Below are 23,737 nucleotides of genomic sequence, written 5' to 3' on the forward strand. Positions count from 1 at the left end.
ATTCCAAGTTGGGCTACCTAAGCGGTGGGAGCCGCTTGGATAACACGGTGGATTTTTTTCCCGTGTTTTCACCCTGTAGTTGCGATCAATACGTTATGCCGGAATAGGCCATCGACCCCGCTTGCAGAGAACGAGTTTCGTGTTGTGTTGGATGAGTGTAGGGGGTGCGCCGATCCGGCTTATTTGACGTAATTTAACGGTAGCAGGCCGTTGATCTGGCTTCGTTTGTGGCCTGCGACGATAGCAGTGAACGTATCGGCCAGATAGGCATGCGGATCGTCACTGTTCAATTTACAGGTCTCGGTCAGGGCAGCGATGGCGCCCAAGCTGTGGCCCGGCGTCGTGGCGAGCCAAGAGTGCGTTCTTGCGGTTCAGAGCTATGGGACGAATCTCGCGTTCCAGTGCGTTTCTATCCATTTCGATACGGCCGTCAGTAAGAAACAGGCACAGTCCACCTCAGTATTATGCGATGCATTGCTTGGCAGGTGAATGCGCAGCATTCTGCCGAGAGGGCACTTGAGCGCTTCGCCCAGAGGGGCTTATGCAGACAGCCGGGCGCGAATGGTTGTGAGCCACGCTTCAAACGCGGCAATCAATTGCGCTGACTGGTCTTGCCTTGCTGCCAGTCGCGCCTCGGATTTCCTTTTCGATCCGGTAGAGTGCAGTGATCTGTTTCAACCCAGCTTCGGCGATGGGGGCGTCGCCAGATTGTGCAACCTCATGCAGCTTGTGTCGCGCATGCGTTCAGCAATAAGCGAGGGTCACTTGGTCGTCAGAGCGTTTGAGGAAACGGCTATATCCCGCATAACCAACAACTTGAAGGATGCCCGAGAAGTCTTTCAAAATGTCGTCAGCATATTGGCTAGATCGCCTTGGCGCATAAGTAAAGGCGATGCCAGGCCGCGCCGTGCCACCCCACGGCCGATCATTGCGGGCCAGCGCCCAGAAATACCCGGTCTTAGTTTTTCGTTTGCCGGGATCCAGAACGGGTACGCGGGTCTCGTCCATGAATAGTTTGGTAGAACGCTTTAGGTCAGCCATTAGCGCATTGAAGACAGGGCGTAGTTCGTAGGCTGCTTTACCAACCCAGCCTGCGAGGGTGGATCGGTCAAGGTCGATGCCCTGACGCTATAGATTTGCGCCTAGCGATAGAGGCAGAAGATCAGCGTATTTGCTAACCAAAACATGCGGCACTGTGGCCTCTGTCGGTATGCCGCCGGGTATCATCCGCGCGGGCGCAGTCGCTTGCACCACACCATTGGTGCAGGCCCGACAGGCATATTTGGGAGGCGGGTGACGAAGACATGGAACTGCGCAGGCACGATGTCCAGTCGTTTGGACTCGTTTCACCAATTACATGGCGCTCACCGCCGCAGCCGCAAGTCATATTATCGGGCGCAATTACCTCTTCAATACAAGGCTGATATTTTGGCAGTGACCCACGATTGGTGTTGCGCGGTCTTGCCGGACACGATGCGGTAGCATCTACCGCTTCGTCTTCAGCATAGACCACGGCCATCGCAGTTTCGATATCTTCCAGCGCCAGCCCAAGTTGCTCAGGGTCGGTCGTCTCAGAGATTGCGCCAGACTGGGCACGTTTGAAGTCAGATACCAGTTTCTCCAACTGGTAGGTACGACACTACTTGCGCGGATTGCGATCCTCTGACGCGATAAGAAGCGCCTTCAGGGTCTTAGCATCATTGGGGAGATCGGCAGGTTTTAAAATGAGGATGACTACCATTTCCGACACCTCAACAACTCTGCAAAAAGACAGCCTGATTCACTCTGCCCATTACTCGGCAGTGCACGTTTTCATGCAATAGAAGGGCACTCGGCAGACGCGCTGATAAAGCCCTTATTTTGCGCCAGTCAACCCCAAGAACAGCGCTTCAAACTAAGCGTGGTTCAAGGCCATCAGGCCATCCTTGATGGCAGGTCAAGTAAAGGCGTGTTCTTCTAATCTATTGTAATCCATGACCAGACCAGTGCCGTCCCAATACAGCAACCTCAGCCGATCTGTCCGCTTTGATTTAAAGATACAAACTGTCCCGGTGAACGGGTCCTTGCGCAGTTCGCTTTTAACCAACGCTGCGAGAACGACATGCCCTTTGCGGAAGTCGACCATTGCCCGACAGAGTATTGCGCAGCAATGCACGAGAGGGCTTGGTCGCCGCATCGATCCGCACCCGGTTTGATGCGCAGGTTTACCTCCAGTTCGCAGTAGATCCGATAGACCCTCTTGTGGTTCCAGCCGTAACCTTGGACGTTGCGCAGATACAGAAAGCACAGGCCGAAGCTCCAGTTGCGCTTGTTTGCTGTCAGGCGTTCCAGCCAATCGGCGATCTCTTCATTCTCATCGCTCAGCACAGGGCTGTATCTATAGCGGTCTCGCTGATCACGAACGCCCGGCACGCCGACGCAATGCTTACGCCGTGTCGTGCGACCGCATCCCTGGCATCTCTCGCCTTTGAGACGGCCTTAACGCTTTTTTCCAAGCGCTTCCTTCAGCAGATCATTCTGCATGCTCATCTCAGCATACATGCGCTTCAAGCGGCGGTTCTCTTCCGCCATATCCTTCATCTCGGATATTAATGACGCATCCATGCCCCCAAACTTGGCCCGCCATTTGTAAAAACTCGCGCTGTCTCTAAGCGATACAAGTATCGCTTGCCGACCACTGGCATCATTTCGTGCTCACGGCACAGCTCAGAGACCGGCACACCGCCCTCCGCCTGCTTCAAAACCGCCCCTCTCACACATGTAAACATGTGCTGCCCGGCAGTGCATGATCTGCGCGTCGCTGTATCGTCCGTACTTCATCGTAAATCTCCTCAGATATCTTGCCGAGAAAATTCTACTTTTGAACACCATTAATTTTAGGGGGGATTACCCTGCGAACTTCCGCTTTGTGGAAGCCGCGCCGCAGCATTGGGGCCTTGGGTGAACGGTAGGATTGGGCTGTTCAAGTTCAGTAAAGCTAAGGTCAGAATCTTCACGATACCTGCGAAGCCGATGGATTTGTGCACCTAGAAATGATTTCAGCACGGTGTCGGTTGTGAGAGTTCACGCCCGACACATGCCAATTTTGACAGGAATTATTGGTTGCCTGGAATCCTACATTAGCATCAGTCCCCACCAATCAAATAACCCGCCCAATCCGCCAAGTATGGTTTGCGGCGTTCGAGGTAGTCCGCGCGGTTATAGGCACCCTCCACATCGTTGACGGCGAAGTGTCCGAGGCAGGCCTCGGCCACTTCCCGGGCGCATTCTGTGCGTTCGGACAGCCATGTGCGCAATGTAGAGCGGAAACCGTGGGGGCGGGCTTCAAGGCCGCGCTCGACCATGTAGTTGCGCATGGACATCTTGTTCAGGGGACCGCCACGGCTGTTGGGAAAGAGATAGCCGTTCTGCTCTATCGCGCGGGCGAGATCGATCACGCGCAGGGCCTCATTGGACAGAGGCGCACGGAAGGGTTTGGTAAAGCCTTTGTGGCCTTTGACATGCTCTACAGGTACCGTCCAGACGTCCTCGATGATCTGCTCAAGCTGCATGTTGTTGACCGCATTCGAACGCACTCCTGTCAGCATCAGCATGCGGAGCGCCAGTTCTGCGGGTGCGAACTCTCCGAGCGATTGGTAAGAGGCTGGTGCCTCAGCCCAGTCGAGCGCGGCGATATGGGTGACGGTGTGTCTTGGTGCACCGAGCAGGATGCGTGCTTGGTCAATGATGCCGAGGTTCACGTCAAAGCCTTTTGCGATGGCGTAGGTTAGGATCAGTTTTAGTCGGGACAAGGCCTTCTTTGCTGTGACGGGAGAGGTCTCCCAGCCACGGGACAGTGCTTGCTTAATGTCATGTTGGTCAATCTAGACGACCGGCATCATTCCGAGATGGGGCAGAAGATGGTATTTGATCGGGCTGAACCACATCCCGTCCGACCCTTCATGCTTCAGCGTGGAGCGGTGGGCTTCAAATGCAGCATGGGCCAGAACATGGAACCGACCTTCCTGTGCACTTGCATGGTTTCTCTGTCGCCGCTTGATCTTGATTGGATCATCGCCGTTCGCCACAATCCGCCGCACATCATGGGCCGCTTTCCGCGCTTCTGCGAGAGACAGGAGGGGATAGGAACCAAGCCCCATCTCGCGCTGCCGACCGAGCAGCGAGAACCGGAAGGTCCATTGTGCCTGCCGCCTTTCTTCTTAAACAACCATAACCCCTGTCCGTCGCAATGCTTGCCAGACGACAGGGACTTTAACTGTGCGACTGTAAAGAAATTCGATTTTGCCATAAGGGTACCTCCGAAATATCTACAAACGCAGATGGTACTGCCCGAACACTTCCGGACCGCGCTGAGACGCTACCGCACTCTTATTAAAGCACGATTTAAATCTCAGAGCGTTTGTGAGAGCGCTTGATACGAAGGATATACCCCTCCGGCGGGAGTATTTGGGGAAAATGGAGCGGGGGCGGCGTGTTGGGCGTGTCTTTTCTACCTGTCTGACGAATGCGATTGACGGGTTTTGAACGGTCAGGCTAACGTTCCGGAAAATAGCCTGTTGAGCGTTAAAGGAGTGAAAATGAAACGGATTGACAACCACCTGCCCACCGCAGATTTGCAGCGGTTGGATGCGGCCCATCACCTCCATCCTTTTACTAATGGCGCGGAACTGGCCGAGAAGGGCGCGCGGGTGATCACACGGGCTGACGGGGTGATGCTGACCGACAGTGAGGGTGTTGAAATCCTCGATGGTATGGCGGGGTTGTGGTGTGTCAATCTTGGTTACGGGCGCAAGGAACTGGCCGAAGTGGCCGCCGCGCAGATGGCGCAACTGCCTTATTATAATACGTTTTTCCAAACTACCCATCCTCCTGTGGTGGCTCTATCAGCGCGGATTGCCGAGCTGGCGCCGGGCAATCTGAACCATGTATTCTTTGCGGGGTCAGGCTCGGAGGCGAATGACACAAACATCCGTCTTGTGCGTCACTATTGGGCGCTGAAGGGGAAGCCGGAGAAGAAAACCGTCATCAGCCGGAAGAACGCCTATCACGGGTCGTCTATGGGCAGTGGTTCTCTTGGCGGGATGGCTGGGATGCATGCGCAGGGCGGGATGCCGATCCCTGACATTACCCATATCGACCAACCTTACTGGTATGGTGAAGGCGGGGACATGGATCCCGCAGAGTTCGGTCTGGCCCGCGCCCGCGCGCTGGAGGCAGAGATCGACCGGATCGGGGAAGACAAAGTTGCGGCCTTTATTGCCGAGCCCATCCAAGGGGCGGGGGCGGTTATCATTCCGCCTGAAACCTATTGGCCGGAGATCCAGCGTATATGCGACGAGCGGGACATCCTGTTGATCGCGGATGAGGTGATCTGCGGTTTCGGGCGGACCGGCAACTGGTTCGGTTCCCAGACCTTGGGTATCCGGCCTGATATTATGACCATCGCCAAAGGCTTGTCGAGCGGCTACCAGCCGATTGGGGGTTCGGTCCTGAGCGACGAGGTGGCCGAGGTGATTAGCTCGGATGAATTCGCCCACGGGTATACCTATTCAGGTCATCCGGTTGCCTGTGCGGTGGCGCTGGAAAATCTGCGACTGCTGGAAGAAGAGAAAGTGATCGAACATGTGCGCGACACAGCGGCCCCTTATCTGGCGCAAAAATGGCGCGAGATCGGCGATCACCCAATGGTCGGGGAAGCGCGTATTATCGGAATGATGGGGGCGCTGGAAATGTCACCAGACAAGGCAAACCGTGCGCCGTTCAAGGCGGAAAAAGGCACGGTGGGTCTGCGATGCCGCGAGCGGTGTTTTGCCAACGGTCTGGTGATGCGTCATGTGGGGGATACGATGATTATTTCACCCCCGCTCATAATGACACCGGCCGATATTGACCTGCTGTTCGAGCGGGTGGTGAAATCTTTGGACGAGACCCTTGCAGGTCTCAAGTCCGATGGTTTGTGGGCCTAAGACGGCTGATTTATGGAACCAGTTTGTCGCGGAAAACGTAAGCGACGATCTGGTCCCGTGAGATGTTATAACGGCTGCGCAGGGTTGCATCATCCATTTCATGCATAGCTTCGATGGTTTCTGCACGGGATGCGGCGAGTGTCAGGTCTTCCAGAAAATCCAGGACAGCTACACCTGTTCCACGGATGGCGGCCCAAATCGTGCTGCCTAGGTTCGGTTTTGTGTCTGTTATATAAGCCATATTCAATCCTTTCACTCCGTGTCAGGAGCCTGTCATATTGTTGATGTTTAAATGGGATCTGGAAGGCGTTTGGACAACGCACAATCCGTTAAAGCCGATATGTGTATTTTGCATGGCTGGGACGGTTTTGTGGGATATCCGCGACATCGCGTTGTGCCTGACGCATGGATGCGGCATTAAAAGCGCAAAGGAGTTGTTGTATGTTGGACGCGGGGATTAGGGCCATTCTGGACGCTTTGGGCGTCGCTGTATTTGTGGTCGACAGCAACCAGACCATCGTATTCCGCAACGAATCCGCGGTCAGTTTATTTGGGACGGGCACGCAGGGGCGTAAGCTCGCCCATTATGTGCCGAACAAACGCTGCATCCGCGCGGTTGAGGACACGATCGATGAAGGCGGCCAAGCCAAGGTGGATGTGCGGCTGCAACTGGTTGTCCCAACGACATTTTCCATGACTGCAGTGCGGGTTGATCCGGATGCAAGCCGCTCTGATGCGCTGGTCGTGGTAAGCTTTGAAGACGTCAGCCACATTGAAGAAGCCGAGCAGATGCGGTCTGATTTTGTGGCAAACGTCAGCCATGAATTACGCTCTCCTCTGACTGCGCTGTATGGATTTATTGAAACACTTCAAGGGCCTGCGCGGTCTGATCCGAAAGCCTCGGACAGGTTTTTACACCTGATGGAGAAAGAAGCTGCGCGGATGGCACGGCTGATAGATGACCTTCTGTCCCTGTCCAAATTGCAGTCCGAAGAGAAATACGCGCCGACCACGGTGGTGGATTTGCGGCCGGTGCTGGAACGGCTGAGCGCGTCTCTCGAACCGATACTGGACCGTGAGGAAACTACGGTAAAGCTGGATATTCCCACGGATCTGCCAGAGGTCATCGGCATCACCGACGAATTGACGCAAGTTTTTGCAAACTTGATCGAAAATGCCGCGAAATATTCCCGCAACGGTGCTGTGGTGTCGATCAAGGCCAGCGTGGATGATGTGGAGCCGGACATGGTGCGCGTTTCTGTCAGCGATCAGGGCGAAGGGATTGCGCCCGAACATATCGCCCGCCTGACAGAGCGGTTTTACCGGATCGACAAGGGGCGGTCCCGCGATAAGGGCGGCACCGGATTGGGGTTGGCAATTGTGAAGCATATCCTGATGCGCCACCGCAGCCGGTTACAGATTGACAGTACTGTTGGCGTTGGTAGCCGTTTTTCCGTGGTGATACCCCGCGCCATGTGACTTTACCGCTGACTGTGTGAATAATCCGTTAATAGGGAACGGGCAGATAACTTGTGTTTGACACAAATGCCGGTTCTGCCGTCTGATACTTCCAAACATTTACGTAATTTGCATTTTAAGGACGTATCGGGATGGATTTCAGCTGGAGCGCGCCGCAGGAAACAACAGTCGTGGACGGGTATCTCGACTGGTTCGATCACGTATACCAGCCCCCCGGCGGCGGGGCGCTTGGCTATCGGCCCTTGCTGGTGCGGGTGAAACCGACAGGACGGCCTGCAACACTGCTGAAAACGCTGCGCTGGTTGAAACGCAAGCTCGACAGCGCGGGGCAGGGTGCGGATTTCCTTATGGACGGTGTCGAACAAACGTATCTTGACCGGTTGCTCGATAATCCTCCAGCTAATGACGCTGCGCCCGATCTGTTTTTGCACGTCTCCAAAGCGTTGGGAGATTTCGGGGGCGATTATGGCAAATGGCTGGAACCCCTGCCCAACGGGGCGGCGCGGCCGCCAGAGCCTTCCGCACCAACGCCATCGGGCGGAACACCGCGACCAGCACCGGTTGTGGCGGTGATCGACGATGCAATCGGTTATCTGAACGCGCGGTTTGCAACCGGACCGGCGCAACATCGCAAGACGCGCTTGGCGGCTGTTTGGTTGCAGAGCGAGGATCGTATCGTGGATGACGGCGGACAAATCGGGATGACTTGCGGGCGCGTTCTTAAGTCGGACGACATTAACACGCTGCTGGCGCAGGGGGGCAAGCTGGACGAGTCGGCGCAATATAGTGCGATGAACAAGGCGCTTTATGACCATCAGATCAGTCCGGTCTGGCATGGTATTACGGCGGGGGGCGGCTCTGAACTGGCTAGCACACACGGCACGATTGTTGCGGATATTGCTGCGGGGGCTGATCCGCAAGACGCTACGGACAAGCTTTGTGAATGCCCGATGCTGGCCGCGCAATTGCCGCCCCAAGCGGTGGAGGATACGTCCGGAGCGAAATTGCAGCCCTATGTTGTGCGCGCTTTGCGCTGGATTATCTGGCAGGCGGACAGCTTGCAGGTTGACGGTCAGCACCGCCCGCTGGTGGTGAATATCTCCCTTGGTGTGCTGGCGGGGTCTAAAGATGGCACCAGCCTGATAGAGCGTCAGATCGCCGCCGAGATTTATCGGCGTGAAACCCGCACGGGCAGCCCGATGCGGGTGGTCTATGCCTTTGGGAATGACGGTTTGACTCGACAGGTCGGCTCGATTGATCTGGTGCCGGAGACGCCGCAATCGGTGACCTTGCGGGTGCAATCCGAAGACTACACCCCAAGCTTTGTCGAAGTGCGCCCCGATGATCCAACGGCGCTGACACTTGGGATCGAGAGCCTGTTGTCTCAACCGCTTGCGCTAGGGGAAATTCCTGCCGGTCATTGTGTGTCCCTTGCCCGTGGCGCAGGTCCGGCGGTTGCCCGCATTTATGCGATTGGCCCGCAAGATTTGGACGGGGGCGGGCAGGCGGCGGGATATTACCTGCTGGCGATTGCTCCGACGGCCAGTTTCGAGGGGGGCAAGCCAATCGCGCCGAGCGGGCCTTGGCGGTTGTCCCTTGGTACAGATACAGCAGCGCAGAGCGTGCGGATTGAGGTCCAGCGGGACGATCGGCCCTTGGGGTTTCAAGCACTGGCTCGGCAATCCTATCTGGATGACACGTCTTTGTGGGATTGGAAGCCGCCGCAGAAGACCCCTTATGCGCCGAAAGCAGATGGTCCGGTTACGCGAATCGGGACGGAATCCGGCTGGTTGTCCGCTGGTATGCCCAAGCAGGTCTACTGCGTTGGCGCGGCCTTGTGTGACACCGGCTTTGCCGCGCCTTATTCCGCTACGGGCGGTCCGGCGTCTGCGAAAGAGCCCAGTATTTCGGCCATTGGCGACAGCAGCTGGACCCTACGCGGCGTCTTGGCGAGCGGTACGCTGAGCGGCAGTGCGACTGTGATGTCAGGTACGTCTGTGGCAGCGCCCCAGATCACGCGGCAGCTGGCACTGTTGTTTGCAGGCGGCGCGGACATTGGGCCGTGGCACCCGCCCGCGGATAACGCCGCGCGGGAGATGGCAGCGCTCGGGGCGCTCGACTGGTCTTTTGCGCCGCAATATGAACTGGACCAGCTTGGCCCGCTTAATGTTTCTGGAGAGGCAGGGTTACGGCCCCGCCTTGATGACGGGTACCGCCCTTAGGGTCGCGCTAGCTCCATTCTGCCGCTGCGGCATCCCAGAGTTTTGACAACAGGTTTTCCCGCCCTGTCGCGGGCAGTGGGATCTCGGTTCGGGTGATGGTGGGATCATTGCTGCCCGGCATGGTTTCCCCCAGAAGCGACAGGTTGAAATCCCCCTGAAATGCCCCGCCGTTAAAAGCATAGGCAGAGGTTTTATCGGCCTGACTGCAATAGTTCATGATAAATTCCGCAATCGCGATGCCAAGGGTCGCGCCTGCAACGCTGTCGGTCGGAAAGTGAACGCCAGCCACAGTCCGGTTCAACGCAATCCGCGCCGACAGACGGTAGGCGGGCAGCTGATCCTGCACGCCTTGCACAGGTGACTGGAAATCCGGATCGCTTAAACGGGCAAGCAGGGTCGCGGCAGCGAAGCTTTCGGTGGCGTGACCGCTTGGCCACGCGGGATGATCCGGAGAGGCGATCATCGGCTGGACCTCTTGCGCAAAGGCGATCGGGCGGGGGCAGTCAAACAACTGCTTCAGCCGCATCTCGCAGACCTGACAACTGCGCTGCACCAGCGCCAGCAGTTCCAGCGTCCATTTGTGGGTATCGTTCGACAGATAGCTGAGCGCGCCGAAATAGGGTGTCAGATCACCGATCTGAGACTGAATTTCCGCCTGACGGTCAAACCGCAGATCGGCAGCGGTGCGCAAATAGTAGAGTTGCTCTTCAAACTGGGGCAGTCCGGGGCGCGTCAGGGTGACAATCGGTGTCAGGGTTGTGCCGTCCTGAAAGCTTACGCCTGCTTCATTGTGGGTGACGGTGTTATCGACCCGCAAAAGGCCCATGATCTCGGCAAGGATCGCCGCGGAGCGCGGGTAGCTGCCCATCTTCTTGAAGGTGCGCCACTGTCGCGCGGCACTGCTGCCGTTGCCTGTTTGATAGGATACGGGGCGTTTCGGGGTGCCGTCCCAGAACCGTTGGGTGCCGTCCCGCGTGGTGATCAGTCCAGTGCCCAGATACGCAGAGCCGCCCTGACCTTGAGGCCCCTGCGGCCCTTGGGGGCCTTGCGGTCCCTGCGGGGTTTGTGGGCCTTGCGGACCTTGTGGGCCCTGCGGACCTTGGGGGCCTTGCGGACCCTGTGGGCCTTGTGGTGTATAGATTGCCATAAACCAAACTCCTTTAAACAATTGCTACATTGAATGAACTGACAGGGATTATGTCAAATCATCGCTGCAAACTGCTGCATGTATTCACGATTAATTCACACTCATGCGAAACACCTGCTAAGATACCACCATTGGATGCAAACCCTGACAGGGGTTCAAGTCCAAGCGTACTTAAGGGCGAATTTTAGCGTTGTGACCAATTCATTATCAATCCAAACCATAGGACCACTGCAAATTCTGGGTCCGGACGGCGAAATCCTGACGCCCAAAGGGGCGAAGTCTTGCGCGTTATTGGCCATTCTTGCGTTGACCGACGGGAAGGCGCGGCCAAGACGTTTTTTGGAGGAGAAACTGTGGAGCGGGCGTGATCCTGAACAGGCGGGGCAAAGCCTGCGTCAGGAGTTGACCCAGATCCGCAAGGCACTCGGGGTGTATAAATCCTGTTTTGTGGTGGATCGTACCACGGCTCGTTTGGACGCCGCGGCTGTGGACGTGGACTGGGATAATGCAAGAATTAGCACAGATGACACGCGCGAGTTGCTTGAAGGCCTTAGCGTTCGTGACCCTGCCTTTGAAGACTGGCTTGGCGAAGTGCGCGAAGCCTTTGATCGCCGCAAGACGGCGCTTGCTGCACGCAGCCACGGATTGATCTTACGCACCCGCAGAAGCAACGGGCCGGAAGGGTCCAAAAGCATCCTGAGCGAGGTTCTCGCGGATCAAATCGGCCAGAATATAGCTGAACAGGTGCGTGCGTGGCGGCAGGTTAACGTGCGCATGGCAGAATCCGATCAGGACGAAGCCGAAATTGAGATCAGCGCGCATGTGGCCGAAGAAGACGGAAAAAGCCTTGCCTTTATCCGTCTGATCCATCCCGCAACGGGGCGTGTGCTGCACACACAAAAGGCGCTGGTGAACAGTGGCGCTTTGCAAGCGGCGAGCGAGGATTTGCTGGCCGATATAACCATTGAAGCTGCGGAAAAGACGCTTGATGCGATGGGCAAGGCGTTCCCGTCGGAACGGCCCGAACTGGCATCGGCCGCAATGGCGCGGCGGGCGGTGCGGGAAATGGAGAGCTTTGAAGCGGGGCGTCTGGATATTGCGGAGCGTCTGTTGGACAGTGCCTTTGATATTGATCGCAACGGGTTGTTTCTGGCGTGGCAAAGCCTGCTAAAAACCATCCGCCTGACTGAACTGCTTAGCACAGATGCGCAGGCGGATATGGCGGTGATCGAAGAACTGAACCGCAAGGCGATGGAACTGGACGGGGAAAACCCGCTGGTGCAGGCTTTGGTCAGTCAGGTGCAGGTCTTGATGTTCGCAGACCTCGGTGCGGCTAACGCGGTGGCGCAGCAGCGGCTCGATCCAAACCTGTCGGGCGCGTTTTCGATGGTATCACTGGCCAGCGCGAATATGTGGGACGGGGACAGTGAAGCCGCCTATGCGCTAACGAAAAAAGCGACATCTGTGGCGGGGCGATCCAGCTTCCATCACTGGTGGGATACGTTCCACTGCATCAGCTGTATCGCTTCCGGGCGCTATGAAGAGGCGATCCGCTTTGGGGAATCCGCGCGTAAGACGGCGCCGAACTTTCGTCCGCCGCTGCGCCATCTGCTAGCACTGTTCGCCCACACGGGGGAGCGGGAAAAGATGCACATCGTGGCGGACCAGTTGAAGCGGCTGGAACCCGATTTCTCGCTCGAACGGTTCAAATCGGACGAGGCCTATCCCGTGCGCACCCTGCGCCATGCCAATCTGCTGGATTTCCCGATCGACGACTGATCTGCCGGGCTGACGTTAAACAGTTTTCTGAACCGCCCTGCCAAAGCGGGCTTGTCTTTTGCGCCGCGTGTGCAAAAGCTGTGGCCAAACAGCAGAAAGGCGCATCATGGCACTGGAAGACGCAGCAAAAGTCATCGACGAAGGCATCACGCGGCAGGGTTTTAAGGGGCACGGGTTTGAGGCAACATACGCGGGCGTGACTTCTTTCCTGCGCCGCACGTATACCAAGGATCTGACAGGGGTGGATCTGGCGGTAACGGGTATTCCCTTTGACTGCGCTGTCACCAATCGCCCCGGCACACGGTTTGGCCCCCGCGCGATCCGCGAGGCATCGACCCTGCAATCCCCCGATGCACCCTATGGCTGGGATGTGGACCCGCTGGTGGAATTTAACGTAGCCGATTACGGCGATGTGGCCTTCGATCATGCCAAAACGTGGGAGTTCCCAAAGGCGCTTCAGGATCATATCGCCGGTATTTTGGCCACAGACACCGCCTGCCTGTCCCTTGGCGGGGATCACTATGTGACCTATCCGATCCTGAAGGCCCATGTGGAAAAGCACGGGCCGGTGTCGTTGTTGCAGTTTGATGCGCACAGCGACACATGGGTGGACGATGATCCCGAACGGATCGACCACGGCACAATGTTCTACAAGGCCGTGAAAGAGGGTTTGGTGATCCCCGAACGCTCGGTTCAGGTGGGTATCCGCACCACCAACGAGGATACGCTGGGCGTCAACATCATCGACGCCCCCGAGGTCCACCGCATCGGTCCCGAAGCGACTATTGCGCGGATCAAGGATATTCTGGGGGATCATAAAACCTATGTCACATTCGATATAGACGGGCTTGATCCGGCGTTTGCACCGGGGACGGGCACACCGGTCTGGGGCGGACTGTCGAGCGCGCAAGCCGCTGCAATCCTGCGCGGACTTGCGGGGATCAATGTCATCGGCATGGATGTGGTCGAAGTTTCCCCCCAATATGACATCAGCGGCGCAACGGCGATTGCCGGTGCCCATGTTGCCACAGAACTGATGTGCCTCTGGGCTCATCGTCAGAAATTCGGAGCTTAAGATGTATAATCAACCTATGGGCGGGAATGAAATGCCGCGTTTCGGGGGGCCGGGGACGTTTATGCGGCTGCCAACAGCACAAACAGCAAAGGGGCTGGATGTGGGGTTCATCGGCATCCCGATGGATATCGGCACAAGCTGGCGGTCTGGCACACGCTTTGGCCCCAAACAAATCCGCGCCGAAAGCAATATGCTGCGCCCCTATAATATGTGGACCAAAGCCGCCCCGTTTGAGCATCTGCAATGCGCTGATCTGGGCGATGTGGCGATCAATACTTTTGATCTAAAGGACTCCGTCCGCCGGATCACCGCCTATTACGACGAGGTGCTGCAACATGATGTCATCCCGATGACCCTTGGCGGCGATCACACGCTTAGCCTGCCGGTGTTGCGCGCGATTGCCAAAAAACACGGGCCAGTTGCGCTGGTCCATGTGGATGCCCATGCGGATATTAATGAGCATATGTTCGGAGAGGACATCGCCCACGGCACCCCGTTCCGCCGCGCCCATGAAGAAGGGTTGTTGCAAGACGACAAGGTGTTCCAGATCGGGCTGCGGGGCACAGGCTATGCCGCTGACGATTTTGACGAGGCACGGCGCTGGGGCTTTACCGTGGTGCAGGCAGAAGAAACCTGGCACCAATCCCTGACCCCGCTGGCCCAACAAATCCGCGAGAAAATCGGCGATACGCCGTGTTATATCACCTATGACATCGACAGCCTTGATCCGGCCTATGCACCCGGCACCGGCACGCCGGAGATTTGCGGGCTGACACCACCCCAAGCGGTGGAACTGATCCGCGGGCTGAAGGGGTTGAACATCGTGGGCACCGATCTGGTAGAGGTCTCGCCCCCTTATGATCCAAGCGGCAATACCGCACTGGTGGCGGCGAACCTGATTTATGAAATGCTGTGCATCCTGCCCGGTGTCTCTGGCAAAAGCTGAACCGAACAAAGGAAAAGCCCCATGAAAGCTGCCGTCTGTCACGCCTTTGGCGAAGACCTGAGCATCGAGGAAATCACCCTGTTGCCCCCCGAAGCAGGGCAGGTGCAGGTGAAGCTTGAGGCCTGTGCGATCTGCCACTCCGATATTTCATTTATGGAGGGCGCGTGGGGCGGGCATCTGCCAGCGGTTTACGGGCACGAGGCCGCAGGGCGTGTCGCGGCAATCGGGTCGGGTGTGGCCGGTTACAACATCGGCGATCCGGTGCTGGTGACGCTGATCAAATCCTGCGGCACCTGTCCGACCTGTGCGGACGGCCATCCGGTGAACTGCGAAACCGGAACCGACCGCGTGGCGCAATCGCCGATCCGGCTGGCGGATGGAACTGTGGCTGAACACGGGCTGGTCACAGGGGCTTTTGCGCAAGAGGTGGTCGTGGATCAAAGCCAGATCGCGTTACTGCCCGAAGACATCCCGATGGATGTGGCAAGCCTGCTGTCCTGCGGCGTGATCACGGGACTTGGCGCTGTGGTGAACACCGCAGGGGTGCGCCCCGGTGCGTCTGTCGTGGTGATCGGCGCGGGCGGTGTCGGGCTAAACGCCATTCAGGGCGCGCGGATTGCAGGGGCCAGCACGATCATAGCACTTGATCTGGAAGACGCGAAGCTGGACGGTGCGCTTGAATTTGGGGCCACCCATGCGCTGAACGCCGGTGCTGAGGGGCTGGTCAAAAGGGTGCGCAACCTGACAGGGGGACGCGGTGCGGATTACGTGTTTATCACCGTTGGCGCGATCAAAGTTTTTGAAACCGCACCACGTTTCCTTGCACCGCGCGGCCAGATGGTCATGGTCGGTATGCCCCCGTCGGGCGCGAAGGCCAGCTACGAACCTGTCGTTCTGTCGGCGCTCAGCCAGTCGATCACGGGGTCGTTGATGGGCGGCACGGTGCTGAAACGAGACATTCCGTGGCTGATCGAGCTTTACCGGCAAGGCAGCCTGAAGCTCGATCAACTGATCACCAACCGGTACCCGCTCGACCAGATAAACGAGGCGATTGCGGATACCAAAGCAGGCAAGTCACGGCGGAATGTTATCGTGTTTTAGGGAAGGGACGCCGCCGCCGCCGGTGCCGTTTCCATCAAATGTGCCGCTGGAACCTCTACCGCTTTCAGGCGCCATGCCGGCAAACGAATGATCGCACAGGTGGATGCTGCGTCGGTCCGCACTTCAAATTCACCGCCGTGGAGTTCTACCAGTTTTCGGGTCAGGGGCAGCCCCAGCCCAAGACCGCCTTTTGCGTCACGGTGATCCAAGTCGCCCCCGACAACAAAGGGTTGGTACAGGGCGTTCAGCTCCACACTTTCATCCAGCTTGCCGTTATCCGTAATGGTGATTTCCAGATTTCCAGCGGTATCCAGACGACTGCCGACTGTAATCTCTGTGCCGCCATGGTTTATCGCGTTTAACGCAAGCGCATTAAGTGCAATTTTGATTTGGTCCGCATCAATTAAAACAGGCGCGAGGAATGCGTCAGGATCACAGGAAATCGTTTTTAACTGGCCTTCCTGACCGGGCAGGACCATGCTGGCCGCGTCTTCGAGGAGGGACTTCAGATCGCAGCTTTGTTCGTTCAGACGAAGTTCGCCGGTGGATACGTCGCTGAATTCGATGACCTTTTCGACCAATCCCTTCAGATGCTTGGCGGATTTGGCTGCTGATGTGATCAATGAGTTGTTGATCCCTTTTGTCATTGTCTTTTGTAGCAGCTGCATGCTGCCCATCAAAATCGTTAAAGGGGTGCGCAATTCGTGGCCGACAAGCGTGATGAACGTAGACTGGATCGACTGGTCCTCTGATTGCTCTACGGGTTTGGGCGGCACATTTTCAAGCGCTGCAACGACGGCTTTGCCCAAGTCTTCCAGAATGGCCATCTGCTTCTCGCTTGGGGCATCATGGGGGACCAGATCCAGACCGCACAGGCTGCCAAATCTTTGCCCTGACGACAGAACCAGCGGCACACCTGCATAAAAACGCGCACCGGGCCCGCCTTCTGCAACCATCGGGTGCGTTTCAAATCTGGGGTCTTTGCTTAGGTCGGGAATAACCATCGGCGCGCCGGACATGATCGTGTGGGTGCAAAAACTGTTATTTTTCGGCATCCTCTCCAGTTCGATCCCCACAACGGATTTATACCATTGGGTGTCTTCTTCAACGACACTGATGTGTGCAATCGGACAATCCAACAGCCGTCTCGTCGCCTCGCAAATAGCGTCAAATACGGCAGTGTTTGCTTCTTGCAAGCCTGGCACTGCGTAAACAGCACGGATGCGGGCTTCTTCGTTGAAAGGGATCGGATAGGTTCGCACTTACGCCTCATTGGTTAGATTGTTTAACATGTTGTTAAGGCGAAGAAGAGTGTTCAGATAGCTAAAAGAAAAGCAGGCGCCGTTGGGCTCATCTTGCGTGACTTAGCGGCAACATCCGCTCGGACCGTCCCCCCGAACCTTAACTCCGTTCCCCGAGCATAACGTAAAGCTTAACCACTTTGGACCTGCCTTCAATCAGTAGCATTGCGCAGGTACAGCCCATGAAAAAAGGCGCGGAGGATAAACCTTCGCGCCTTTTCAGTATGTGTGTTTGAGCTGCCCTAGTGGCTGCCGATGCGGCCCAGTTGCACGTCGTAATCAACGCTTAGGCGATAATCGGGGTCGTCGTCCATATCCACCATTAACTGTCCGGCCTTGGTCAGCAACTGGTGACAATCGCGGCTGAGGTGGCGCAGCATCAGGCGTTTGCCTGCGGCGTCGTATTTCTCGGCCACAGCCTCAATCGCTTGCAGGGCGGATTGGTCCACAACGCGCGACCCTGCGAAATCGAGGATTACAATGTCGGGGTCTTCTGCGGGTTTAAACAGCTCCTGAAAGCGTGTGGCAGAGCCAAAGAAAAGCGGTCCGGTGATGTCGTAAACCCGCGCACCCGGTTCGGATTTGCTTTCGTGATGGGTGGCGGAAATCATTGATGCCGCGTTCCACGCATAGACCAGCGCGGATACGATCACACCGACAACGACCGCAATAGCAAGGTCTTCGGCAACGGTCACGGCTGTTACCAGCAGGATCACAAAGGCATCTGCGCGGGGCACACGGGCGAGAATACGCAAGGACTGCCATGCGAAGGTGCCGATCACCACCATGAACATCACACCCACCAGAGCGGCCAGTGGGATCATTTCAATGATAGAAGAGCCGACAAGGATAAAGGCCAGCAGGAACAGCGCGGCAGAAATGCCGGAGAGGCGTCCGCGACCGCCAGAGTTCACGTTGATCATGGACTGGCCGATCATCGCACAACCGCCCATACCGCCGAAAAATCCAGTCACGGTATTGGCAGCACCCTGCGCCAGACACTCCCGCGAGGCACCGCCACGCTTGTTGGTAATCTCGCCTACAAGGTTCAGGGTCAGCAGGCTCTCGATCAGGCCAATGGCGGCCAGAATGATCGAATAGGGCAGGATGATCCAAAGGGTTTCAAGCGTGAAGGGAACGGAAGGAATGGCAAAGGCGGGCAGGCCGCCTTCAACCGAAGCCATATCGCCAACGCGGGGAACGGGAATGTCGAACAGGATAACGACTATTGCAACGATGCCAATGGCCGCCAGCGGGGCAGGGAAGGCTTTGGTCAGGCGTGGTGTGGCCCAGATAATCCCCATAGTCGCGGCAACCAGCGCCAATGTGATCCACAAGGTCGAGCCGGACATCCACGTATGACCACCAGCACCGTCGGGCATACGGAACTGCTCCATTTGCGCCAGAAAGATCACAATGGCCAGTCCGTTCACAAAGCCAAGCATCACCGGATGGGGCACCATACGGATGAATTTGCCCAGCCGGAAAATCCCCGCGCCAATCTGGATGATCCCCATCAGGACGACGGTGGCAAACAGATACTGCACCCCGTGGTTCGCCACGAGAGAGACCATAACAACCGCCAGCGCGCCGGTTGCACCGGAGATCATTCCGGGGCGTCCGCCAAAGGCTGCCGTGATCAACCCGACGATGAAGGCGGCGTAAAGCCCGACCAACGGGTCAACGCCGGCAACAAAGGCAAAGGCCACCGCTTCGGGGACCAGTGCCAGCGCAACGGTCAGGCCGGACAGAATGTCCGTGCGGGTTTGGGGAAGGTTCAATTCCCGACTACGGGAGAAATAAGTGTTCCCGCGCAGGCGGGAGGCTAAATCTGAGATAGGTGTGTTTTTCGTCACTTTGGCGGTTTCCTGCTATCGGTGCTGGGCCGTGGCTTAGGCGCTTCGGGGCAAAAGTGAAAGGGTGGTTTTCGCCTGAGCCGCGCTTGGGGACGTAAATAGCGCTAAAATTCACGCAAACAGACTGGAATCCGGTGCGCAGGCAGTCCAGTGTGGCGCAAAACAACAGGGACGGTGTTGCAATGAAACTGAGCGATCTGGAGATTTTTGTTGTCGGGAATCCGCCTCCGGGCTGGGGCGGGCGCTATTTCATCTTTGTGAAACTGACTACGGATAACGGGATCGTCGGCTACGGCGAAGTTTACGCAGCCTCTGTTGGGCCAGACGCAATGTGTGCTGTGATCCGCGATGTATTTGAACGGCATATGGCAGGGGAAAACCCCGAAAATATTGAAATGATGTTCCGCCGCGTTTATTCCAGTGGCTTCACGCAGCGCCCCGACCCGACAACCATCGGGGCGTTTTCGGGGATGGAGATTGCCTGTTGGGATATCCTTGGTAAGGCCCATGACCGCCCCGCCTATGCGCTGATGGGCGGTTTGATGAACGAACGTATCCGATCCTACACCTATCTTTATCCGATGGATCATCACGACCAGAGCAGCTTTTGGTCCGATCCACAGGCCGCTGCTGAATCCGCCGCTGAAATGGTGTCGCTCGGCTTCACTGCAGTGAAGTTCGATCCCGCCGGTCCCTACACCCTGCGGGGCGGTCATATGCCTGCGATGGGGGACATCGCACAGTCGGTTGCCTTCTGCAAAGAAATCCGCGCTGCTGTCGGGGATAGGGCGGACCTGTTGTTTGGCACCCACGGACAGTTTTCCACGGCGGGTGCGATCCGTCTGGGCCAAGCGATTGAGCCTTATTCACCGCTGTGGTTCGAAGAACCTGTGCCACCGGATTGCGTCGAAGAAATGGCCCGTGTCGCAAACGCCGTGCGGATACCCGTTGCCACCGGAGAGCGTCTGACCACCAAGGCAGAATTCGCGCCCGTGCTGCGCAGTGGTGCGGCCAGCATCCTGCAACCCGCGCTTGGCCGGTCCGGTGGGATACTGGAAACGAAAAAGATCGCCGCCATCGCCGAGGTTTACAACGCCCAAGTCGCCCCGCACCTTTATGCCGGACCGGTGGAATGGGCTGCGAACATCCAGCTTGCGGCGAACATCCCGAACCTTTTGATGGCTGAGACCATCCAGACGGGCGGGGCGTTCCACATGGATCTGATCAAGCATTCGATCACTTGGGAGGACGGATTTATCCTTGCGCCGACTGCGCCGGGTCTGGGCATCGAATTTGACGAGGATTTCGCCCGCGCCCATCCTTGGACAGGGCAGGGGCTTCATCTGGAAATGCAGGAAGCGCCGTGCAGTTATGACAAGCCCAACGGCTTTACCGGAGGGGCGGCGGACTGACGGACGTGCCGTGCCTTCCGGTACGGCACCTGTCCAAGAATAGCGCCTATTTTGTTGTCAGCTTTGCACGGGTGTTCTAGAACATTCCGACGCCTTTTCGGAATACTCCCTGCATGACACAGAATAAAGCCATTCATTTCATCCTGATCACCGTTGTGATTGATGCGATCGGGATCGGGTTGATCATGCCGGTGATGCCCTCGCTTTTGCTGGATCTCGGGGGGAGCACGCTGGCCAATGCCGCGATCTGGGGCGGTATCCTGTCCACCGTCTTTGCTGCGATGCAGTTCCTGTTCGGCCCTTTGGTCGGAAACCTATCGGACCGGTTCGGGCGGCGCAAAATCCTGCTGGTGTCCATGACAGTGATGGCGATTGACTATGTGATCATGGGGCTGGCCCATGCGCTGTGGCTGTTGTTTTTGGCCCGTGTGCTTGGCGGGATCACGGCGGCGAACCATTCTACCGCTGGTGCGGTGATAGCGGATGTGTCCAAGCCCGAAGAAAAAGCCGCGAATTTCGGGTTGATGGGGGCGGCCTTTGGGATCGGGTTTATCCTTGGGCCGATGCTGGGCGGGTTGATGGCCGAATTTGGCCCCCGCGCGCCATTCTATCTGGCGGCTGTCATGGCGGGCGCGAATGCGGTGTTTGGCTACTTCGTTCTGCCTGAAACTGTCACCGACAAGAACCGCCGCGCGTTTGAATGGCGCCGCGCCTTACCCCACGGGGCTTTCCGGTCTGTTGCGGCGATACCGGGGCAGGGACGCATGATGATCGTGCTGTTCTTTCAAGAAATCGCCTTTGTGGTCTACCCCGTTGTCTGGGCGTTCTACACCATCGGAAAATTCGGCTGGGAGCCGTGGCTGGTGGGCGTATCGCTTGGCGCGTTCGGGGTGATGATGGCGATCAGTCAGGGGTTGTTGATCCGGTTGGCGATCCCGCGTCTTGGAGAATACGGCACCGCTCTGCTGGGGCTGTCGATGGAGATGCTGGCCTTTGTTGGCATTGCCTTCGCCCCAAGCACTTGGGTGATTTTTGCGCTGCTGCCAATCAGTGCGCTCGGCATGTTGGCCGGTCCGGCCATGCAAGGCATCATGAGCCGCGCCGTTCCCGATGACGCGCAGGGTGAATTGCAAGGTGTGGTCAGCAGCGTTCGGGCGATGGCGTCAATCATCGCACCGTTGGTGATGACAGGGTTGTTCAGCTGGTTCACCCGCGAAGGCGCTGCCCTTTATTTTCCGGGCGCACCGTTTATCGCATCGGCCTTTCTGATCCTGATTGCGCTGTGGATTTTCCGTGGCTGGCGGCGGGATGTGTTTTAGCGCCTAAGCCTCTTCCAGACGGTCGGTCGCGGGGGCTGGTTTTGCTGACAGGGCGGCAATCTCTGCATATGCCTCAGGGCTTAACGGCGCTGTCATAGCCGCGAGCGACGGGCGAAGCTGTTCTACCGTGCGCGCCGAAATGATCGGGGCGGTTATGGCTGGGTTCGCAGCAACAAACCCCACTGCCAAAGTGGCCGGATCAACGCCTTTGTCAGCCGCCAATTCAACGAGATCTTCGGCTGTTTGGTGCATTTGCTTCAGTGCATAGCGTGCCGCATAGCGGTGATCCTTCGCCAGCCGCCCGTCCACCTGTTTGCCCTTGGCGTATTTGCCTGTCAGCAACCCGCCACCCAAAGGGGAATAGGGAGTGACCTTGATACCTTCGGACAGGCACATGGGCAGTAATTCCACTTCGGCCTGACGCTTCACGAGGTTATACATCGGCTGGATCACGTCGATCTTTGTGCCCGCCGCTGCCGCCACGCCTTGCGCCTTCATCACCTGCCACGCGGCATAGTTTGACACGCCGATATAGCGGATGCGGCCCGCCTGTTGCATCCCTGCCAGTGTGTCGAAGGTTTCCTGCAAGGGGGTGTCATCGTCAAAGCGGTGAATGAAGTAGATGTCCACATAATCCGTCTGCATCCGGCGCAGGCTCTCGTCCAGTTGCGCTGTCAGATTTTCGCGGCTCGACGGGCCAACGTAACCGCCCTTGCTGGTCAGGATCAGGGAGTCGCGCTCTGCTTTGGCAAGCTGGCCGAGAATGGTTTCGGAGGCCCCGTCTGTATACACCCAAGCGCTGTCAAAAAAGTTTATGCCAGCCTCGCGGCAAGTTTTGAAAACGGCTTCGCTTTCAGCCGCGTCGGAACCGCCGCCAAATTGCATGGTGCCAAAGCAAAAAGAGGAGGCGGGTGCGCCGTTCAGGGCGGTAAATTCGGACATAGGATAACTTTCACACAATGGGATTTGCGCGCAGGTTAATCCGGAAGTTCAGGGGATGTAAACGAAAAGGCCCGCGCGGATGCACGGGCCTTTTGCAAGTCTGTTAAGGCGGATCAGTTAGGGATCTCTGCCTCGATGCCTTCAACGTAGAAGCTCATGCCAGCCAGCGTGCCGTCATCAGCTGTTTCGCCTTCAGCCAGCCACGCGGAACCGTCCTGCTTGTTGATCGGGCCAGTGAAGGCGTGAACCTCCCCAGAGGCCAGTTTATCGGCCAGTTCCTGTGCAGAGGCACGGACTTCGGCAGGGATCGCTTCGGTCATCTCGCCGATTTCAACCATGCCTTCTTTGATGCCGTGCCATGTGTCGGTGCTTTCCCAAGTCCCGTCCAGCATCGCCTGTGTGCGCTCTACATAGTAAGGTGCCCAGTTGTCGATGATAGAGCTGACCCGTGGGTTCGGCGCGAACTGACCCATGTCGGACGCCTGACCAAAGCCGATGATGCCTTCGTGCTTTTTCATCTCGGACATAGGCGCAGTGGAATCGGTGTGCTGCATGATCACATCCGCACCCTGTTCGATCAGCGCGTTGGCGGCATCTGCTTCTTTGCCCGGATCAAACCATGTGTAGGCCCAGACGACTTTGAATTTCACTTCGGGGTTCACCGCTTTGGCCGCCAGATAGGCAGAGTTGATGCCGCGGATCACTTCGGGGATCGGGTAAGATGCGATGTAACCGATGGTGTTGGTTTTGGTCATGTGACCGGCAATGTGCCCGATAACCGCGCGGCCTTCGTAAAAGCGTGCGGAATAGGTGGACACGTTATCAGCGCGTTTGAAGCCGGTGGCGTGTTCGAATTTCACGTCAGGGAACTTCTTCGCCACGTTCATTACGTGATCCATGTAGTTGAACGATGTCGCAAAGATCAGCTTGTGACCGGACAGCGCCATCTGGGTCATCACACGCTCGGAATCTGCGGATTCCGGTACGTTTTCCACATAGGTGGTCTCAACCTTGTCGCCCAGTGCTTCCACAATCGCCTTGCGGCCCTGATCGTGTTCGTAGGTCCAGCCCATGTCACCCGGAGGGCCGATGTAGATGAAGCCGACTTTCAGCTTTTCTTCAGCGAAGGCCGCACCGGCAAGGCCGGTTGCTACTGCCGCGCCTGCGAGCAGAGTTTTAATGAGGTTCATGA

General features: G+C 57.4%; 17 protein-coding genes and 3 pseudogenes. 9 read left to right on the plus strand and 11 right to left on the minus strand.

From position 1 onward, the window contains the following. Positions 1–179 precede the first annotated feature (179 nt). From tnpC to IEX10_RS01265, 5 genes and pseudogenes are all read right to left on the minus strand, one after another. Positions 180–1,726, minus strand: a pseudogene (tnpC, locus tag IEX10_RS01245) (IS66 family transposase). 210 nt (positions 1,727–1,936) lie between these two features. Continuing rightward, a complete protein-coding gene (gene tnpB / locus IEX10_RS20165; protein WP_373287396.1) occupies positions 1,937–2,176 on the minus strand; it encodes an IS66 family insertion sequence element accessory protein TnpB in 240 nt (79 codons plus the stop codon). 11 nt (positions 2,177–2,187) lie between these two features. Further along, a pseudogene (locus tag IEX10_RS01255) lies at positions 2,188–2,768 on the minus strand (transposase); the annotation flags it as partial. A gap of 357 nt (positions 2,769–3,125) precedes the next feature. Next, complete coding sequence (locus IEX10_RS01260; protein WP_188670148.1) at positions 3,126–3,791, minus strand: tyrosine-type recombinase/integrase; 666 nt, start codon at positions 3,789–3,791, stop codon at positions 3,126–3,128. A gap of 72 nt (positions 3,792–3,863) precedes the next feature. Continuing rightward, a pseudogene (locus tag IEX10_RS01265) lies at positions 3,864–4,169 on the minus strand (Arm DNA-binding domain-containing protein); the annotation flags it as partial. A gap of 408 nt (positions 4,170–4,577) precedes the next feature. Here IEX10_RS01265 and IEX10_RS01270 point away from each other — a divergent pair. Beyond that, positions 4,578–5,966, plus strand: a complete 1,389-nt coding sequence (locus tag IEX10_RS01270; RefSeq protein WP_188670150.1) for an aspartate aminotransferase family protein — start codon at positions 4,578–4,580, stop codon at positions 5,964–5,966. 10 nt (positions 5,967–5,976) lie between these two features. Here the strand turns inward: IEX10_RS01270 and IEX10_RS01275 are convergent, their stop codons facing one another. Further along, positions 5,977–6,207, minus strand: a complete 231-nt coding sequence (locus tag IEX10_RS01275; RefSeq protein WP_188670152.1) for a hypothetical protein — start codon at positions 6,205–6,207, stop codon at positions 5,977–5,979. A gap of 200 nt (positions 6,208–6,407) precedes the next feature. On the opposite strand from IEX10_RS01275, the gene IEX10_RS01280 reads away from it, so the two are divergent. After that, positions 6,408–7,445, plus strand: coding sequence for an ATP-binding protein (locus IEX10_RS01280; RefSeq protein ID WP_229678387.1), 1,038 nt, complete (start codon positions 6,408–6,410; stop codon positions 7,443–7,445). A gap of 131 nt (positions 7,446–7,576) precedes the next feature. Further along, positions 7,577–9,667, plus strand: coding sequence for a S8 family serine peptidase (locus tag IEX10_RS01285; protein ID WP_188670154.1), 2,091 nt, complete (start codon positions 7,577–7,579; stop codon positions 9,665–9,667). Between the two features lie 7 nt (positions 9,668–9,674). Here IEX10_RS01285 and IEX10_RS01290 read toward each other — a convergent pair whose 3' ends face one another. Then, positions 9,675–10,814, minus strand: a complete 1,140-nt coding sequence (locus tag IEX10_RS01290) for a phosphatase PAP2 family protein (protein WP_188670156.1) — start codon at positions 10,812–10,814, stop codon at positions 9,675–9,677. Between the two features lie 192 nt (positions 10,815–11,006). Here IEX10_RS01290 and IEX10_RS01295 point away from each other — a divergent pair, with 192 nt between their 5' ends. The 4 genes from IEX10_RS01295 to IEX10_RS01310 all read left to right on the plus strand — a co-directional run bounded on the left by IEX10_RS01295 (position 11,007) and on the right by IEX10_RS01310 (position 15,715). After that, entirely contained in the window at positions 11,007–12,593 is a 1,587-nt protein-coding gene (locus IEX10_RS01295; RefSeq protein WP_188670158.1) for an AfsR/SARP family transcriptional regulator, read from the plus strand. A 106-nt stretch (positions 12,594–12,699) separates the two neighbouring features. Beyond that, positions 12,700–13,668, plus strand: coding sequence for an agmatinase (gene speB / locus IEX10_RS01300; protein WP_188670160.1), 969 nt, complete (start codon positions 12,700–12,702; stop codon positions 13,666–13,668). Between the two features lies 1 nt (position 13,669). Further along, complete coding sequence (speB, locus tag IEX10_RS01305) at positions 13,670–14,614, plus strand: agmatinase (RefSeq protein ID WP_188670162.1); 945 nt, start codon at positions 13,670–13,672, stop codon at positions 14,612–14,614. A gap of 21 nt (positions 14,615–14,635) precedes the next feature. Further along, positions 14,636–15,715 (plus strand): Zn-dependent alcohol dehydrogenase, encoded by a 1,080-nt coding sequence (locus IEX10_RS01310; protein ID WP_188670164.1) that lies wholly within the window; start codon positions 14,636–14,638, stop codon positions 15,713–15,715. Here IEX10_RS01310 and IEX10_RS01315 read toward each other — a convergent pair. Further along, complete coding sequence (locus IEX10_RS01315) at positions 15,712–16,977, minus strand: GAF domain-containing sensor histidine kinase (RefSeq protein WP_188670166.1); 1,266 nt, start codon at positions 16,975–16,977, stop codon at positions 15,712–15,714. The genes IEX10_RS01310 and IEX10_RS01315 overlap by 4 nt on opposite strands. Positions 16,978–17,258: 281 nt before the next feature. Beyond that, positions 17,259–18,833 carry a SulP family inorganic anion transporter gene (locus IEX10_RS01320; RefSeq protein WP_229678424.1) on the minus strand — a complete coding sequence of 525 codons (1,575 nt, stop codon included), beginning with the start codon at positions 18,831–18,833 and terminating at the stop codon, positions 17,259–17,261. 221 nt (positions 18,834–19,054) lie between these two features. Between IEX10_RS01320 and IEX10_RS01325 the strand changes: the two genes are divergently transcribed. Further along, positions 19,055–20,284 (plus strand): mandelate racemase/muconate lactonizing enzyme family protein, encoded by a 1,230-nt coding sequence (locus tag IEX10_RS01325; RefSeq protein ID WP_188670170.1) that lies wholly within the window; start codon positions 19,055–19,057, stop codon positions 20,282–20,284. Positions 20,285–20,397: 113 nt separating this feature from the next. Continuing rightward, positions 20,398–21,603: a TCR/Tet family MFS transporter gene (locus IEX10_RS01330; RefSeq protein ID WP_188670172.1), complete on the plus strand. Its 1,206-nt coding sequence runs from the start codon at positions 20,398–20,400 to the stop codon at positions 21,601–21,603. A gap of 3 nt (positions 21,604–21,606) precedes the next feature. On the opposite strand, the gene IEX10_RS01335 is transcribed toward IEX10_RS01330, so the two are convergent. Beyond that, complete coding sequence (locus IEX10_RS01335) at positions 21,607–22,545, minus strand: aldo/keto reductase (RefSeq protein WP_188670174.1); 939 nt, start codon at positions 22,543–22,545, stop codon at positions 21,607–21,609. A gap of 113 nt (positions 22,546–22,658) precedes the next feature. After that, complete coding sequence (locus IEX10_RS01340; RefSeq protein WP_188670176.1) at positions 22,659–23,735, minus strand: BMP family ABC transporter substrate-binding protein; 1,077 nt, start codon at positions 23,733–23,735, stop codon at positions 22,659–22,661. Between the last annotated feature and the right edge of the window lie 2 nt (positions 23,736–23,737).

It is taken from the genome of Neptunicoccus cionae, assembly GCF_014643735.1.
Classification (GTDB): Bacteria; Pseudomonadota; Alphaproteobacteria; order Rhodobacterales; family Rhodobacteraceae; genus Amylibacter; species Amylibacter cionae.